The sequence below is a fragment of the Streptomyces sp. enrichment culture genome (assembly GCF_964273145.1).
Lineage (GTDB): Bacteria > Actinomycetota > Actinomycetes > Streptomycetales > Streptomycetaceae > Streptomyces.
This window is the reverse complement of sequence record NZ_OZ186873.1, coordinates 1,934,504-1,949,312: the sequence shown is the minus strand read 5'-3', so window position 1 is coordinate 1,949,312 and position 14,809 is coordinate 1,934,504. Positions and strand designations below refer to the sequence as shown.

At 69.6% G+C, this 14,809-nt stretch carries 14 protein-coding genes and 4 pseudogenes; 11 read left to right on the top strand and 7 right to left on the bottom strand.

What is annotated here, in order from left to right; genetic code table 11:
- Nucleotides 1–45: 45 nt before the first annotated feature.
- A pseudogene (locus tag ACSU6Z_RS08895) lies at nucleotides 46–610 on the bottom strand (hypothetical protein).
- A 91-nt stretch (nucleotides 611–701) separates the two neighbouring features.
- Between ACSU6Z_RS08895 and ACSU6Z_RS08890 the strand changes: the two are divergent.
- The 7 genes and pseudogenes from ACSU6Z_RS08890 to ACSU6Z_RS08860 form a co-directional block, all read left to right on the top strand.
- A complete protein-coding gene (locus tag ACSU6Z_RS08890; RefSeq protein ID WP_437044409.1) occupies nucleotides 702–1,100 on the top strand; it encodes a hypothetical protein in 399 nt (132 codons plus the stop codon).
- Nucleotides 1,101–1,138: 38 nt separating this feature from the next.
- Complete coding sequence (locus ACSU6Z_RS08885; protein WP_437044408.1) at nucleotides 1,139–1,621, top strand: hypothetical protein; 483 nt, start codon at nucleotides 1,139–1,141, stop codon at nucleotides 1,619–1,621.
- Nucleotides 1,618–2,304: a hypothetical protein gene (locus ACSU6Z_RS08880; RefSeq protein WP_437044407.1), complete on the top strand. Its 687-nt coding sequence runs from the start codon at nucleotides 1,618–1,620 to the stop codon at nucleotides 2,302–2,304. The genes ACSU6Z_RS08885 and ACSU6Z_RS08880 overlap by 4 nt, the downstream gene beginning before the upstream one ends.
- Nucleotides 2,301–3,008 (top strand): ABC transporter ATP-binding protein, encoded by a 708-nt coding sequence (locus ACSU6Z_RS08875; protein ID WP_437044406.1) that lies wholly within the window; start codon nucleotides 2,301–2,303, stop codon nucleotides 3,006–3,008. The genes ACSU6Z_RS08880 and ACSU6Z_RS08875 overlap by 4 nt, the downstream gene beginning before the upstream one ends.
- Nucleotides 3,005–4,201 (top strand): ABC transporter permease, encoded by a 1,197-nt coding sequence (locus ACSU6Z_RS08870; RefSeq protein ID WP_437044405.1) that lies wholly within the window; start codon nucleotides 3,005–3,007, stop codon nucleotides 4,199–4,201. The genes ACSU6Z_RS08875 and ACSU6Z_RS08870 overlap by 4 nt, the downstream gene beginning before the upstream one ends.
- 53 nt (nucleotides 4,202–4,254) lie before the next feature.
- On the top strand, nucleotides 4,255–4,629 hold the full coding sequence (locus tag ACSU6Z_RS08865) for a hypothetical protein (RefSeq protein WP_437044404.1): 375 nt from the start codon (nucleotides 4,255–4,257) through the stop codon (nucleotides 4,627–4,629).
- Between the two features lie 252 nt (nucleotides 4,630–4,881).
- A pseudogene (locus tag ACSU6Z_RS08860) lies at nucleotides 4,882–4,995 on the top strand (putative PEP-binding protein); the annotation flags it as partial.
- 19 nt (nucleotides 4,996–5,014) lie between these two features.
- On the opposite strand, the pseudogene ACSU6Z_RS08855 reads toward ACSU6Z_RS08860, so the two are convergent.
- A pseudogene (locus ACSU6Z_RS08855) lies at nucleotides 5,015–5,167 on the bottom strand (DNA mismatch repair protein MutT); the annotation flags it as partial.
- Nucleotides 5,168–5,590: 423 nt separating this feature from the next.
- Between ACSU6Z_RS08855 and ACSU6Z_RS08850 the strand changes: the two are divergent.
- The 4 genes and pseudogenes from ACSU6Z_RS08850 (at nucleotide 5,591) to ACSU6Z_RS08835 (ending at nucleotide 8,843) form a co-directional block, all read left to right on the top strand.
- Nucleotides 5,591–6,154 (top strand): Uma2 family endonuclease, encoded by a 564-nt coding sequence (locus ACSU6Z_RS08850; protein WP_437019754.1) that lies wholly within the window; start codon nucleotides 5,591–5,593, stop codon nucleotides 6,152–6,154.
- 3 nt (nucleotides 6,155–6,157) lie between these two features.
- Nucleotides 6,158–6,422 (top strand): annotated as a pseudogene (locus ACSU6Z_RS08845) (hypothetical protein); the annotation flags it as partial.
- 160 nt (nucleotides 6,423–6,582) lie between these two features.
- Complete coding sequence (locus ACSU6Z_RS08840; protein WP_437044403.1) at nucleotides 6,583–7,539, top strand: SMP-30/gluconolactonase/LRE family protein; 957 nt, start codon at nucleotides 6,583–6,585, stop codon at nucleotides 7,537–7,539.
- Nucleotides 7,540–7,682: 143 nt separating this feature from the next.
- On the top strand, nucleotides 7,683–8,843 hold the full coding sequence (locus tag ACSU6Z_RS08835) for an alkaline phosphatase PhoX (RefSeq protein WP_437044402.1): 1,161 nt from the start codon (nucleotides 7,683–7,685) through the stop codon (nucleotides 8,841–8,843).
- A 25-nt stretch (nucleotides 8,844–8,868) separates the two neighbouring features.
- Here ACSU6Z_RS08835 and ACSU6Z_RS08830 read toward each other — a convergent pair whose 3' ends face one another.
- The 5 genes from ACSU6Z_RS08830 to ACSU6Z_RS08810 form a co-directional block, all read right to left on the bottom strand.
- On the bottom strand, nucleotides 8,869–9,633 hold the full coding sequence (locus ACSU6Z_RS08830; protein WP_437044401.1) for an SDR family NAD(P)-dependent oxidoreductase: 765 nt from the start codon (nucleotides 9,631–9,633) through the stop codon (nucleotides 8,869–8,871).
- Nucleotides 9,634–9,715: 82 nt separating this feature from the next.
- Complete coding sequence (locus ACSU6Z_RS08825) at nucleotides 9,716–10,300, bottom strand: TetR/AcrR family transcriptional regulator (RefSeq protein ID WP_437044400.1); 585 nt, start codon at nucleotides 10,298–10,300, stop codon at nucleotides 9,716–9,718.
- 56 nt (nucleotides 10,301–10,356) lie between these two features.
- Nucleotides 10,357–10,707 carry a nitrite reductase small subunit NirD gene (gene nirD / locus ACSU6Z_RS08820; RefSeq protein ID WP_437044399.1) on the bottom strand — a complete coding sequence of 117 codons (351 nt, stop codon included), beginning with the start codon at nucleotides 10,705–10,707 and terminating at the stop codon, nucleotides 10,357–10,359.
- Nucleotides 10,704–13,313 carry a nitrite reductase large subunit NirB gene (nirB, locus tag ACSU6Z_RS08815; protein ID WP_437044398.1) on the bottom strand — a complete coding sequence of 870 codons (2,610 nt, stop codon included), beginning with the start codon at nucleotides 13,311–13,313 and terminating at the stop codon, nucleotides 10,704–10,706. The genes nirD and nirB overlap by 4 nt, the downstream gene beginning before the upstream one ends.
- Nucleotides 13,313–14,617, bottom strand: a complete 1,305-nt coding sequence (locus ACSU6Z_RS08810; protein ID WP_437044397.1) for an NAD(P)/FAD-dependent oxidoreductase — start codon at nucleotides 14,615–14,617, stop codon at nucleotides 13,313–13,315. The genes nirB and ACSU6Z_RS08810 overlap by 1 nt, the downstream gene beginning before the upstream one ends.
- Nucleotides 14,618–14,809 lie beyond the last annotated feature (192 nt).

Here is a 14,809-nt window from a genome sequence, read left to right as displayed (position 1 = left end):
CCGTAAATATTTCCCGTTATTGACAGGGCGCAGGATGCTGAAGCTTCAGGATCCTGCGGGGGCCCGCGTAGATCGCTCTGGGGATTGTTCGTAGGCTCCTTGTGCGATCGAGGTGAATGAAGCCAGGTCGCTGCCTTGGCAGCACGACTCGTCACCTCCGGGGGGACCATGCCCGTCTTCAGCGGACCTGCGTTGTGTGCCGCCGCCCTTCGGGCGGCAGGCGCGGAGGGCCTTCCAGCTCTCCATGCGGGCGAAGGCGCGTGCGACGCGGGCTCGGGCCTTGCGGTGGAAGGCAATGTGCTCCCCTTCCCGAGCCGAGAGTTCGGCCCGGCCGCGCTCTCGGCGGTGCGGGACGACCAGGCCGGTGCGCGGGTAACCGCCGTCTGTGATCGGCCGCAGACTCCGGCGTTCCGAATAGAGACGCGAGCCGGCGCAGGGTCAGGTTCGTCCGTCAGTACGCCGCGATCAGTAGGACCAGGTCTTCCAGCGGCAGACCCTTGCGGACCGGATCCACTTCTTCACGCCGCAGTGCGGTGATCGGCTTGTCGAACTGTCGCGGGCTCAACTCGGTGAACGGGGTTGTCCAAGACGGTTCCGAGGCCGTGATCATGTAGGAAACCAGGCTGTCCCGACTCGACAACTCCCTGTGAGCCTTTGGTCGATTCGAACTCGACAGATCAGTTCCTCTTGTAAGGAGAATCATGAGAAACTGCACCGGTATAGCGGCGGCTTCCGTTGTCGCAGCTTTTCTGGGGACCCTGACGGCCAGCGTCTCGCCTGCTTCCGCGGCGGTGACCGATGAAACTGTCTCCGGCACTGTCTACGACAACAATTGGTCCCACTACACGAGAAAGCGCTGTGCTACCTCGACTGTCAGACTCACGGTGAACACCGCACCCGACGACGACAATATGTACCACTATGCGTCGTCGAGTTCAGGTGGTGGTGGCTCGTATGGCACCAAGCGGGTTGATGAATTCACCAGCGACAACGTCTCCTTGGGGCTCAGTTCAGGCTGTTTCCACATGAACTCACGGCAGCAAGAGGGCATCATCGAGGTGGACTGGGAAGACAACTGGTTCGGCGAGCTCGACTACTGACGTTTTTCCAACGCAAGACAACAATGTGCGGAGAAAGAATGAAATTACGCCCATACGTAGTAGCGTCCTGCCTCCTGGTTTTCTCCGTCACTGCCTGTAGTGGCAAGTCGGAAGAGTCCAACGGCTGGCTCGACAAGGAAGACGTAACAGCGGAAGTCGAGACGCTGCGTCAAGGGGCAGAACTCCCTCCCGGCGGTAGGTGGAATGTCGAGGTGGCCGGTGCGTCTGACGACCGTTACCAAGCAGGCTCAGCAGACGCTATCGTCCTTGACGAGGTTCAGTGTGAGTGGTACGCGTACTGGCTCGACCGGACAGAGGCTTCGGACGGCAAGGCGGCCGAAGCGGCGTTGAAGCATTTCGCCGTTCTGCATGACATGCCTGCTTACAAAGCAAATGACGAGTCGTACCGTAAATTGGTTCAAACGATCGAGGATTCTGCCGAACTTGGTGATCCGAGCGGAATTCAGGGATTCGTTCGTGATAACTGCGACGGCATGCAGGAAGGCAGTGTCTACCAGTGAAGCCTCAGCGCATCGGCTGTGGGGCTTCAGCCATAGCCGCGCTGTTCGGATTGATCGGCGGATTCGCCTGTTGGGCTCTGTTGGACAGTGCCCAACAGAAGGCATCCAGTGTGTCGGTCGAGGGGCAGCGTGAGAACCATGTGAAGCCGGTTTTGATCGCTGCCCGTACGGCCACGGTTACCAGCACGCTCACGATGGACGGGCGGGTTGTGAAGAACTCTGGACGCTACCTCGTCCGGGCCACTGTCGCCCCGGCTCATCTGTACCGGTTCATCGATTCACCGCGCACCGCCCAAGTCAAGATCGTGGATGGCCCGGAGCCGTTCACCTGTGCCGACGTCACCATTGGGACGGACCCCGCAGACCCGTCCGGAGACGTCTACGTGTCCTGTACCGTCCCCGCCTCCGTAAAGGTGTTCGCCGGTCTGCCGGTCAAGGTGGCGGTGCGCACGGGGCATGCGGAAAACGCCGTCGTCGTACCGATCAGCGCGCTCTCGGGAACTGCGGGTTCGGCTCACGTCACCGTGGTCGACGGTGATGGTCGGCGGACGCAGCGAGAGGTCGTCGTAGGCGTTGTCAACGGAGTGCTGGCACAGGTCACGCATGGCCTGAAGGCGGGGGAAAAGGTCCAGGATCCGGTCGCGGACGCTTTTCGGGGCGGCGACCTCAAGGAGATCGGGTGACACTGTCGCTGCGAAGCGTGACCAAAACGATCCCCGTTGGTGCTGGGCGGCGCGTCGATCTCCTCAAGGGTATCGAATTTGACCTCGAGCCGGGTGATTCAGTTTCAGTTGTAGGGCGCTCCGGCAGCGGTAAGAGCAGCTTGCTCAATATCTTGGGCCTGCTTGATCAACCGACGTCCGGAAGAGTGGAACTCGACGGTAAGTCCCTGATCGGGGTGTCCGATCGGGAATTGTCCATGATCCGTGGGCGTCATATTTCGTTCATCTTTCAGCAGTTCCATCTATTACCCAGGCGGACTGCCTTGGAAAATGTATGGACGCCCCTCGTGCACATACGGGACCGGACTTTGTGGCGACAGCGCCGCAAACTCGCAGGCGAGGCACTCGCCCGCGTTGGTCTCGCCGGCAAGGAGGATGCCGTCCCCGAGACGCTGTCCGGAGGTGAGCAGCAGCGTGTGGCTATTGCTCGAGCCTTGGTTCACCGTCCGAGATACGTTCTTGCCGACGAGCCCACCGGGGCGCTGGACGGCGAGACATCTCGCGATGTCATGGAGCTCTTGCTGGATGTGACTCGCTCGCAGAGTGCCGGCTTGGTCCTAGTGACCCACGACGTACAGCACGCGATGGCCACCGGCCGCCAGTTCAGGCTCGACCAAGGGGAATTGGCCCCGCTGGCATTGGTCGGGGAGGGAGCCGAGTGGTGATCAACTCTGCTCCGTTGTTCTTCTCTGCATGGCGGGAGCTGAGCGTCCACCGATCGCGTTCTCTGCTGGCAGGCCTCAGCGTGGTCATAGGCGTGGCGGCTCTGGTCGCGGTGGTTGCCATGGGAGACCTGGGAAGAGCCGCCGTGCAGGAGCAGGTCGAACGCACGGTTGGTCGCCCGGCAACCCTCTCCGTCAATCTGACAGCGGATGGGGAGCAAACTGCATCTCGGTCTTCCCTGGACCGAAATGCCGCTTGGGTAAGGGGCATAGGGGTGCGTGCGCTGTCTCGCGTAGAGACCCGCCGAATTGAAATCAGTGTCGCTTCGGCGTCCTCTGAACCGCCGCTCAGCGTGACGGTCATGGGCGTTGATGCCGGATATAGCTCAGTGAAGCGGATGGACCTCTTGGCCGGAGAGTGGTTGCCGGCGGGGAATCCGGAGCCATGGGCACCACCCCTGTACCTCAATGCGGAAGCAGCTGACCACTTCGGGGGCAACCGAAAGGCCCTGGGATCGCGGCTTTCTCTGGCGACGGAGACTCCGACGCAAGGAATCGTGCTCGGCGTTATAGGTGACTCTGGGAATGAACCGGTGGTCTACACTGATATTCGTTCTCTACGTAAGTGGTACTCGGAGTCAACAGCCCCTGAAGTTGCCGACCTTCTCATGACGGTCACCCCTTCGAAGGTCGATCAAATAACATCTATTATTTCGCATCGTCTCGACGCAATCGGCCTTACGGGAGCTGAGCGCATTCGGCGGGTAGATGACTTCGCGTCGTATGAGCAGATTCTCAAAATTCTGCAGGCGGTTCTGGGAGTAATCGCTGGAATCTCGCTCGTGACGGGTGGGATCGGTCTCATGAACCTGACGCTCTCACAGGTCCAAGCAAGGGTGTCTGAGTTTGGTGTGCGGCGAGCTTTCGGCGCGTCCCAATCTCACATTTTTGCCATAATCTTGTGGGAGTCTGTGATTCTTACGGCGGTCTCGTCCCTGCTTGGTGCCTTTATTTCGGCGGGGATGTTCAATGCGGCCCTTCTGATGGTTCCGGAGTTCTCGGGGGGAATTCAATTTCCTGTTGGGGCTGCCTTCATCGGCGGTATAGCCGCTATCTTGATCGGCGTCATATCGGCGCTTATGCCAGCCATGCGTGCCGCACGGTTGGACATCATTCGCGCAATTCGCAGCCAGTGAGCGATTCGCGGCCAACCAGGGAGTGATGGATGCTAAAAAGAGCTATCGGTCGAGTGGTCAGTGGAACGGTGTGCGCCCTCAGTGCCGTCGTCCTGACTTCCACGCCGTCTTCCGCGGCTTACGCCATTGAGCGCTTCGCAGGTACTGTTTACGACGACGAGTGGTCCCACTACGCCAAGAGGAGATGTGCCACGGACCCCGTGAAGTTCTTCCTCGACAAGTGGCCTGACGGTGACGCCACGCGTCACATAGCTTCCGCGGCTCAGGGTGGTGGCTCCCCCAAGGGTGAGAAGTACGTGGCCGGCGGTGACTCGAGCTTCATGTCCATGGGGTTTTCCAGTGGCTGCTTCTACTGGAACACTCGTCAGTATGAGGGAACCTTCGAAACCGACACCGAAGACAGCTTCCAGGGTGAGATTCGGTACTGATCGAACACTCTTGAAATGGTCCGCCGACGGAATCGGCGGACCATTTCACATCCTGCGGCTGAGGAGGGGCGGACCGGTGGCTGAATGGCGCATCAAGAGCAGTGGCGTCCATTGATCTTTTTCAGAGCAAGAGCTCGTGACACAATCATGGGCGGGTCTTCTTGAGGCGTCCCCGGCAGATGAGGCCGCAGGCCAAGGAGACGAGTGCGTCGCGCAGGTCAAGGCTTCTCTTCCAGCGGACGGCCAGGCGCTTGCACAGTTCACGGTGGTGACCCCGAGTCCGCCCACTTCTTCCACGAGGTGGGCCTCGGCTACGTCTCCTGTTCCCCGTTCCGCATCCCGGTGGCCCGCCTGGAGGCCGGCCGCGTGCCGAACCCCGGCGGGACTACCCGAGGTACGGTCCGGTGCGGTCCTCCAGGACATGACGGAGCCGGAGCCGCTGCGTGTGATGCAGGGGCGGCGAGTCCGGCTCCGCCGGATCGGCGAACCGCAGCTCCGTGCTCTCGTCCGAGGGGGCGAGTGACCCGCCGATGGTGCGGACCCGTATTGGATGGCGGGGCCCTCGGGCTCGTCCGGCCGTACTTCGTCGCCCCCGAACGGCGAGCCGCATGCGAGAGGCGACGCCGACGCCGCACCGCCTTGGTGATGGCGCCGAAAGGCATCGCCCTCTCGGAGGTGGTCGCGTGAGGACCCGCCCCCGTCTTCTCCCGTGGTCCGAGGACGGCAGGCGCGTCCACCTCCACACCAGTGACCCGGACAGCCTCCTGTCCAGGCTCGCCGACGAGATGGGGGAGGCCCAGCTGCGCATCGGCGGCCAGGTGCTCGGAGCGGCAAGCCCGTTCGAGGCCCCGCCTCCGGTGGCGAACCCTCGTGTCAGCAGGTGGGAGCGCCCGTATGCTGGCCGTGTACCGCCTGTCGAGGGCACACCGAGACTGCCGGGCGGGCGAGGAGGTGAAAGGGAATGAGTGTCGCCGCCGATCACACCGGTCCCTGGACCGTCGCCGACGTCCTGGCCCTGCCCGAAGACCGCACGACCCGCTACGAGCTGCTGGGGGAGTCGCTCGTGATGTCCCCCGCCCCCGGTGTCCGCCACCAGCGGGCCTCGTTCCGCCTCCACGTCGCCCTGGACTCGGCCGCCCGGGCCGCCGGCGCACCGGTGGAGGTCCTGGAAGGCGTCAACGTCGTCCTGCCATCCGGGCTGGTCGTGCCCGACCTGGTCGTGGCCGACGCCGGTGCGACCGCCGACGACCCCGTCACCGTCGACATCGACGCGGTACTGCTCGTCGTCGAACTCGTCTCCCCCGGCAACCGCACCATGGACCGCAAGATCAAACCCATGCTGTACGCGGAAGCCGCCGTCCCGCACTTCTGGCGCCTGGAGCTCGACCCGGCTCCGATGCTCGCCGTCCACGAACTGGAAGGCGGCCGGTACGTGGAGCGGGTGATCGCTCTCGCGGGCGCGACCACCCACCTGGACGCCCCGTTCCCCGTGGCCATCGATCCGGCCGGACTCTCCCGGCAGTAGTGGAAGGCCGTCGCCGAGGCCGGGATCGCCCAGCTGCGGGCCTGCCAGGCCCACGACGGCGGCGACTGGGTCTACCTGAGCCCGTCGGCCCTGCTGGAATCCGGCGCTCGGACCGGCCGCTACCGGTGCGGTACCGACACCCTGCTCACCGCCGCCGACGGCCGATCGGGGATCAGCGCCGAGGACCTGGCCGTCGCCGTGGTCGACGAGACTCGAGTCCTCCGGTGCCGAACGCCTGGTCACGGTCGTCCGCGCCGACGGACGTCCCGGACGTCCCGGACCTCACTGGCGTGTTCGTGCTGCCGGTTTCGCTCGAACCGTCGCCTGTCCCGCCCCCTTCGTGTTTCATCGGGACGCACGTCCCGCGCGGCCCCTCGCACCCGATCCCTCGCACCCGGTCCCGAGAACTCTCCACGGAGGCTCGAACAATGACGAAACCGACCCCTTCCCGGCTGCCCAGGCCGTCCCGGCGTGCCCTGCTCGGCGGTGCCGCCCTCGCCGCCGTCACGCTCGCCACCGGGGCCGGCGGGGCGCGGGCGGCCGGCCCGGCCGCGTGGCCCGACGCGTTCCCGCTGCCCGACGGCTGGCTCCCCGAGGGCATCGCCATCGGGGAGCGGCCGTACGCCTACCTGGGATCCCGCGCCGACGGCGCCGTCTACCGCGCCGACCTGCGCACCGGCGAGGGCCGGGTCGTCCACGCGGGCGGTGCCGGGCTGGCCGCCCTGGGACTTCGGGTCGACCGCGACGGACTGCTCTACGTCGCCGGGGGCGGGGACGGAAGCGCGCGGGTCATCGACTCCCGTACCGGGGAAGTCGTCGCCGCGCACCAACTCACCGGTACGTCCGGGCACTTCGTCAACGACGTGGCGTTGCTCGGTGACCGGGCCTGGTTCACCGACTCGTTCGACGCGGTGCTGTACGGCGTCCCGCGCGGCCGGGGCGGATCGGTCCGGGCCCTGCCGCTGAGCGGCGACTGGACGCAGACCCCGGATGCCATCAACGCCAACGGCGTGGTCACCGCGCCGGACGGGCGCGGTCTGATCGTCGTCAGAATGGTCCCGGGCGAGCTGTACCACGTCAGCCTCGCCACCGGGGCGGCCCGCAGGATCACGCTGGTCGGGGCGGAGGACGTCGTCCACGGGGACGGGCTGGTGCGCGTCGGCCGCACGCTGTACGTCGTGCAGAACCGCTCGAACCTGGTGAGCGTGTGGGACCTCGACCCCCGGGCCGCCACCGCCGTCCTGCGCCGCACGATCACCGATCCGCGCTTCGACGTCCCCGCCACCGCGGCCCGCTTCGGCGGCCGCCTCTACCTCGTCAACGCGCGCTTCACCAGCCCGCAGACGCCGCAGACGGCGTTCAACGCGGTCGCCGTGCCCCTGTAGTCCCCGGAGTCCCCGGAGCGGGTGCGTACGGCCGGGCGTCACTGATTGTCCATGGACTGTCAATCCTGTGCCCCTAGGGTCCGTGACCGCGCGACCCCGCCGGCGCCCGCCGGCGGGGCGGTCACGGACCCTCTGGAGCGAGAGTGGAACGTCGTACCCTCCTGCGTGCCGCCGCCCTCGGCGGCTCCTCCGCCGCCCTGGGCGGCACCCTGTGGCGCGGCGCCGCGTACGCGGCGCCGGCCCAACCCGGCACCGGCCCCTACGGGCCGCTGGGGGCGCCGGACGCCAACGGCGTCAGACTGCCGGGCGGGTTCACCAGCCGGGTCGTCGCCCGGTCCCGGCAGACGGTCCCCGGCACCTCGTACACCTGGCACGACGCCCCGGACGGCGGGGCCTGCTACGCCGACGGCACGGGCTGGATCTACGTGTCCAACTCGGAGATCAACCCGGGCGGCGGGGCGGGCGCCGTGCGGTTCTCGTCGACGGGCGCGATCACCGGCGCGTACCGGATCCTCTCCGGCACCCGCACCAACTGCGCGGGCGGCAAGACCCCGTGGAACACCTGGCTGTCCTGCGAGGAGGTGGACCGGGGGTACGTGTACGAGACCGACCCGTGGGGCGCGAAGGCGGCGGTGCGGCGGGACGCCATGGGGCGGTTCAAGCACGAGGCCGCGGCGGCCGACCCGGTCCGCAAGGTCGTCTACATGACGGAGGACGTCACCGACGGCTGCTTCTACCGCTTCCGGCCCACCACCTGGGGCGACCTGTCCTCCGGCACGCTGGAGGTGCTGGTGGCGGGCAGCGGGACCACCGGCGGCCCGGTCACCTGGGCCCGGGTGCCCGACCCCACCGGGGCCACCGCCACCCGCAACCAGGTCTCCGGCGCCAAGCGGTTCAACGGCGGCGAGGGCTGCCACTACGCGAACGACACCTGCTGGTTCACCACCAAGGGCGACAACCGCGTGTGGCAGTACAACGCCGCCGCCCAGACCATCGAACTGGCCTACGACGACTCCCTGGTGCCGTCCGGCGCGGCCCCGCTGTCGGGGGTCGACAACGTCACCGGTTCCGCCTCCGGCGACCTGTTCGTGGCCGAGGACGGCGGGAACATGGAGATCTGCGTGATCACCCCGGACGACGTGGTCGCCCCCTTCCTGCGCATCGACGGCCAGTCGGGGTCGGAGATCACCGGCCCGGCGTTCTCCCCGGACGGCACCCGGCTGTACTTCTCCAGCCAGCGGGGGACGAGCGGGAGGTCGTCGGGCGGGATCACCTACGAGGTGAAGGGGCCGTTCCGGTCGTAACGGCCCCCCGCGGGGTTTCCGGCGGTCAGGCCGTCGCGCCGCCGTCCACCACCAGGTCCGCGCCCACGACCGACGCCGCGTCGTCCGACGCCAGGTAGAGGACGGCCGCGGCCACCTCGTCGAGCGTGGAGGTCCGGCCCAGCGGGAGTTCGGTCCGCATGCGCTCCGCGCGCTGGGCCTCCGTCTCGCCGGGCTTGAGCGACATGGCGGTCTCGGTCGGGCCCGGACTGACCGCGTTGATGCGGACGCCGTCGGCGATGTGGTCCAGGGCCGCCCCCCGGGTGAGGACGGACACGGCGGCCTTGCTGACGGCGTACCCGGTGGTGCCCGGCAGGCGGCTGTGCACGCCGATGCGGGAGGCGATGTTGACGATGGCGCCGCCGCCGGGCTGGGTGCGCATCCGGCGCACCTCGGCCCGCAGGGCGAGGAAGACGCCGGTCACGTTGATGTCGATCAGCCGGCGCCAGGCGTCCTCGTCGACGTCCGCGACGGGCCCGCGGCCGTCGAGGACGCCCGCGTTGTTCACCGCCACGTCGAGCGAGCCGAAGTGCTCCACGGCGGCGGCGACGGCGGCCTCGACGTCGGCGGCGCGGGAGACGTCGGCGGGGACGGCCAGCGCCTTGCCGCCCGCCGCCTCGATGAGGGCCACCGTCTCGTCGAGCGGTTCGCGCCGCCGCCCGGCGACGACGACGTTCGCCCCCTCGGCGGCGAGGGCGCGGGCGACGGCCCGGCCGATGCCGGAGCCGGCGCCGGTGACGAGGGCGGTCCTGCCGGTGAAGCGCTGGGTCATGATCTCCCCTTGTTCTTGACCGATCGATTCAATATGAGGGCATGGAGAACGCCCCGTGCGTGCGGTGCGGGGCTCCGCGGGATCAGTCGAGCAGCGCCAGGGCCTGCTCCGCCGCGTCCCGCACCCGTGCCGGGTCCGCCGACGCCTTGCCGACGACCCGCAGGCCCTGCATCAGGACCAGCAGCATCCGGGCCAGGGCGAGCGGATCGCGGTCCTCGGGCAGCTCGCCCTGCGCCTGGGCGCGGACCAGGGCCGAGTGCAGCGCCGTCTCGGCGCTGTCCCAGCTGCGCTGGACGCGGTGGGCCGCGGCCGGGTCGTGCGGTGCCAGTTCGGCGGCCGTGTTGGTGACGAAGCAGCCGGCGGTGCGGCTCGGTTCGGCCGCCGCCTCGGCGGCGAAGCGCCGTACGGCCCCCCGTACGGCGGGCAGGACGGGCCCGGGCTGCGACAGCTCCCGCAGCAGCTGCGGGCCGTGCGCCTGCTGGTACCGCTCCAGCGCCTTCAGGTACAGCTCGTGCTTGTTGCCGAAGGTCGCGTAGATGCTGGCGCGCCCGATGCCGAGGTGCTCGACGAGGTCGGACATCGACGTCGCCTCGTAGCCGCGCCGCCAGAACAGCTCCAGGGCCGACTGCAGCGCGGCGTCCGGGTCGAATTCCTTGGTCCTGGCCACGCGGAGCAGCCTAGGACGATCTGAAACGATCGGTCAATTATTTTTCGGCGGCGTCGCTACGAGACCCGCACCTCGTACGCCGTCACCCGCACCGCCTCGTCGTCCAGGCACTGCCCGGTGGCCAGGTCGAAGCGCTGCTTGAGCAGCGGGGAGGCGACGAACGGGCGGCCCCGGTGGGTGCCCATCAGGCCGCGGGAGAGGACCGCCGCGCCGGTGAACGGGTCGCGGTTGTCGATGGCGTACAGGGTGCCGGTCCGGTCGCGGAACAGGGCGGCCTGGCGGCCGTCGGGCAGCAGGACCGCCACCCCCCGGCCGGGGAGCAGGGCGTCGGGGCCGCAGGCCGTGAACCAGCCGTCCGCCAGGCGGAGCCGGACCTTCAGGCCGGTCGTCTCGGGTGCCAGGGTCATCGCGGGGCGCTTCCTTCCAGGACGTCTTCGGCGGGCCGTGCGCCGATGGACAGCAGCGGCAGGTCGGGCTTGATCTGGTCGCGTTCGGGGACGAAGGAGACCACCGGGTCGGGCGTGTCCGGCGCGTTGACGAAGGACACGAACCGGGCGAGCTTCTCCGGGTCGTCGACCGTCTCCGCCCACTCGTCGCGGTAGTGGGCCACGTGGGCCGCCATCAGGGACTCCAGCTCGTCGCAGATGCCGAGCGAGTCGTGCACGACGACGTCCCGTACGTGGTCCAGGCCGCCGGGGATGCGCTCCAGCCAGGCGGAGGTGCGCTCCAGGCGGTCGGCGGTGCGGATGTAGAACATCAGGAACCGGTCGATCAGGCGGACCAGTTCGGCGTCGGAGAGGTCCTGCGCGAGCAGGTCGGCGTGGCGCGGGACGGCGCCGCCGTTGCCGCCGACGTACAGGTTCCAGCCGTTCGCGGTGGCGATCACGCCGAAGTCCTTGGACTGGGCCTCGGCGCACTCGCGGGCGCAGCCGGAGACGGCGGACTTGAGCTTGTGCGGCGCCCTCAGGCCCCGGTAGCGCAGCTCCAGGTCGATCGCCATGCGCACGGAGTCCTGGACGCCGTAGCGGCACCAGGTCTGCCCGACGCAGGACTTCACCGTGCGCAGCGCCTTGCCGTAGGCGTGGCCGGACTCGAAGCCGGCGTCGACCAGGCGGGCCCAGATCAGGGGGAGCTGCTCGACGCGGGCGCCGAACATGTCGATGCGCTGGCCGCCGGTGATCTTCGTGTAGAGGCCGAAGTCGCGGGCGATCTCGCCGATCACGATGAGCTTCTCCGGGGCGATCTCGCCGCCGGGGATGCGGGGGACGACCGAGTACGAGCCGTTCTTCTGGAGGTTGGCGAGGAAGTGGTCGTTGGTGTCCTGCAGGGCCGCCTGCTCGCCGTCCAGGACGTAGCCGCTCGCGCCGATCGCGGGGGCGAGGGAGGCGATGATCGAGGCGACGGTCGGCTTGCAGGTCTCGCAGCCCTCGCCGCCGCGGGCGTCCTCGCGGCCGTAGCGGTCCAGCAGCTCCCGGTAGGAGGTCAGGCGCAGGGCGAGGACGATCTCGTACAGCTCCTCGCGGGTCTGCGCGAAGCAGCCGCACAGGCCCTTGTCGACCTCGACGCCGCCCGCCTCCAGCTCGGCGGTGACGAGCTGGCCCAGCACCTTGACGCAGGAGCCGCAGCCCGTGCCCGCCCTGGTGCACTTCTTCACCTCGGGGACGGTGGTGCACGCGTGGTCGGTGACCGCGCCGCGGATGGTGCCCTTGGTGACGTTGTGGCAGGAGCAGACGACCGCCTCGTCGGGGAGGGCGGAGGGGCCGAGCTGGGCCGGGGCGCCGGCGGAGGCGGGCAGGACCAGGGACTCGGGGGCGACGGGCGGGACGGAGCCGGTCAGCGCGCGCAGGGTGCCGTACGCCTCCGCGTCGCCGATCAGGATGCCGCCCAGCAGCGTGCCGTCGCGGCCGACGACCAGCTTCTTGTACAGGCCCGCGCGGGAGTCGGAGTAGACGACGTCGAGGCAGTCGTCGGTGGTGCCGTGGGCGTCGCCGAAGGACGCCACGTCCACGCCGAGGAGTTTGAGCTTGGTGGACAGGTCGGCGCCGGTGAAGGCGGCGTCCTCGGCGGCGATCGTCGCGGCGGCCGTCTCGGCCTGCTCGTAGCCGGGGGCGACCAGGCCGTAGACCCGGCCGTCCGCCGCCAGCGCGCACTCGCCGATCGCGAACACGTGCGGGTCGGTGACGCTGCGGCACCGCTCGTCGACGGTGACGCCGCCGCGCTCGCCGACCGCCAGGCCGCAGTCGCGGGCGAGCTGGTCGCGGGGGCGGACGCCGGCGGAGAACACCACCATGTCGACGGCCAGTTCGCTGCCGTCGGACAGCTTCATGCCGGTGACCGAGCCGTCCGGGCCGGTCACGACCTCCTGCGTGCCGGTGCCGGTGTGGACGGCCAGCCCCATGTCCTCGATGGTGCGCAGCAGGGCCGCGCCGCCGCCCTCGTCGACCTGCACCGGCATCAGGCGCGGCGCGAACTCCACGATGTGCGTGTCCAGTCCGAGGCCCTTGAGGGCACCGGCGGCCTCCAGGCCGAGGAGCCCGCCGCCGACCACCGCGCCCGTCGCCGCCCGCGTCCGGGCGTACTCCTCGATGGCGAGCAGGTCCTCGATCGTGCGGTAGACGAAGCAGCCGGCGGCGTCCCTGCCCGGGACCGGCGGTACGAAGGGGTAGGAGCCGGTGGCCAGGACGAGGACGTCGTAGCCGACGGTCAGGCCCGAGCGGGCCGTCACCTTCCGCGCCCCGCGGTCGACGGCCACCGCCGGGTCGCCGACGTGCAGCTCGATGCCGTGGTCGGCGAGGAAGGCCGGGTCGGTCAGGGAGAGGTCCTCGGGCGTGCGGCCCGAGAAGTACGAGGTGAGCTGCACGCGGTCGTAGGCGGGGCGCGGCTCCTCGCACAGCACGACCACGCGGTGCGTGGCGGTCAGTCCGCGCTCGGCGAGCGCTTCGAGGAAGCGCTGGCCGACCATGCCGTGGCCGACGAGCACGATCGTGGGGGTGCCCCCCGGGGTGGCGGTCATCAGGAGCCTCCGTCGTTGGTGAGCAGGTGGAGCAGGGGGCCGTCGCCGGGGAGCGGTTCCGCTCCCTCCCAGGCGCGGGCGAGCGCGCCCACGGTGCCGAGTTCGCCGACGAGGACCCCGCCGACCAGGCGGTCGTCGCGGACGACGACCTTGCGGTGGGTGCCGCGCGTGGCGTCGGTGAGCTGCACGACGTCGTCGCCGGGGCGGGCGTCGGTCTCGCCGAACGCGGCGAGGTCGAGGAAACCGGCGGGTCCGGTACCGGCGGGTTCGGTGCCGGTCGGTCCGGGGCCGCCGGTCTCGGCGCCGGTGTACCCGGTGCCGGTGGGCACGGGGCCGGCGTGCCCGGTCAGGGTGAGCCGGGTCAGGGAGCGGGTGCCGGTGTAGCGGGCGGCGGTGTTCCCGGCCAGCAGCTCGGCCAGGACGCCGGCCTGTTCGAGCGCGGGGGCGGCGAGCCCGTACAGCGTGCCCGCGTGCTGGGCGCAGTCGCCGATCGCGTGGACGTGCGGGTCGGAGGTGCGCAGCTCGTCGTCGACGAGGACGCCCCGGCCGACGGCGAGCCCCGCGTCCCGGGCGAGCCCCACGCGCGGGCGGACTCCGCAGGCCAGGACCACCAGGTCGGCGTCGAGGGCGTACCCGTCGGCCAGCTCCACCGAGCGCACCGCCCCGCCCGCGCAGCGCACGTCCCGCACCCGGCACTCGGTGTGCACCTCGACGCCGAGGCCGGTCAGGTGGCGCCGCACCAGCCGCGAGGCGACCGGGTCGAGCTGGCGTTCCATCAGGCGCTCGGCCTGCTGGGCGAGGACGACCTGCGCGCCGCGCACGGCCAGCGCGCGGGCGGCGGACACCCCGAGGAGCCCGCCGCCGACGACGACCGCCCGCACCCCCGGCCGTACCGCCTTCGACAGGCTCAGGCAGTCGTCCAGGGTGCGGAACGCGTGCACGCCCTCGGGCAGTTCGCGGTCCGGGGTGAACAGGCCCCGCAGGGGCGGGAGCACGGGGTTGGCGCCGGTGGCGAGCACCAGCGTGCCGTAGGCGATCCGGGAGCCGTCGGCGCAGGTGACGGTCCGCGCGGCCCGGTCGATCCCGGTCACCCGGGAGCGGACCGGCTCCGCGGGTGCCGGAAGCGCGATCACCTCGGGGCCGTAGCGTCCGGCCAGCACCTCGGCGAGCAGCACCCGGTTGTAAGGGGGGTGCTCCTCGTCGCCGAGCAGCAGCGCGGGCGTGCCGAGCTCACCGAGCCGCCGGGCGAGCGTCACGCCCGCGAGGCCGGCGCCGATCACCACCACACGCGTAGTCGAGGTCATGGCACCGAGCGTGCGGCGCCGGTGTTACCCGGTGGCATCACGCCTGTTTCCCGGGGGGAACGCTGCCCTCAGCGGGGGAGGGGGGCGGGTGTGAGGGGGCGCCGCCGGGTCCCCGGCCGTGTCCCGCGCCCCGAACCTCAGAAGACCCTCAGCCCGATGGACGCTCCCCGCGTCCGCTCCATAGGGTCGCGA

Coding starts and splice junctions, on each gene's coding strand:
- ACSU6Z_RS08810 (WP_437044397.1), bottom strand. CDS start 14,617: ATGACCTCGACTACGCGTGTGGTGGTGATCGGCGCCGGCCTCGCGGGC.
- ACSU6Z_RS08850 (WP_437019754.1), top strand. CDS start 5,591: ATGAGTGTCGCCGCCGATCACACCGGTCCCTGGACCGTCGCCGACGTC.
- nirD (WP_437044399.1), bottom strand. CDS start 10,707: ATGACCCTGGCACCCGAGACGACCGGCCTGAAGGTCCGGCTCCGCCTG.
- ACSU6Z_RS08890 (WP_437044409.1), top strand. CDS start 702: ATGAGAAACTGCACCGGTATAGCGGCGGCTTCCGTTGTCGCAGCTTTT.
- nirB (WP_437044398.1), bottom strand. CDS start 13,313: ATGACCGCCACCCCGGGGGGCACCCCCACGATCGTGCTCGTCGGCCAC.
- ACSU6Z_RS08830 (WP_437044401.1), bottom strand. CDS start 9,633: ATGACCCAGCGCTTCACCGGCAGGACCGCCCTCGTCACCGGCGCCGGC.
- ACSU6Z_RS08840 (WP_437044403.1), top strand. CDS start 6,583: ATGACGAAACCGACCCCTTCCCGGCTGCCCAGGCCGTCCCGGCGTGCC.
- ACSU6Z_RS08885 (WP_437044408.1), top strand. CDS start 1,139: ATGAAATTACGCCCATACGTAGTAGCGTCCTGCCTCCTGGTTTTCTCC.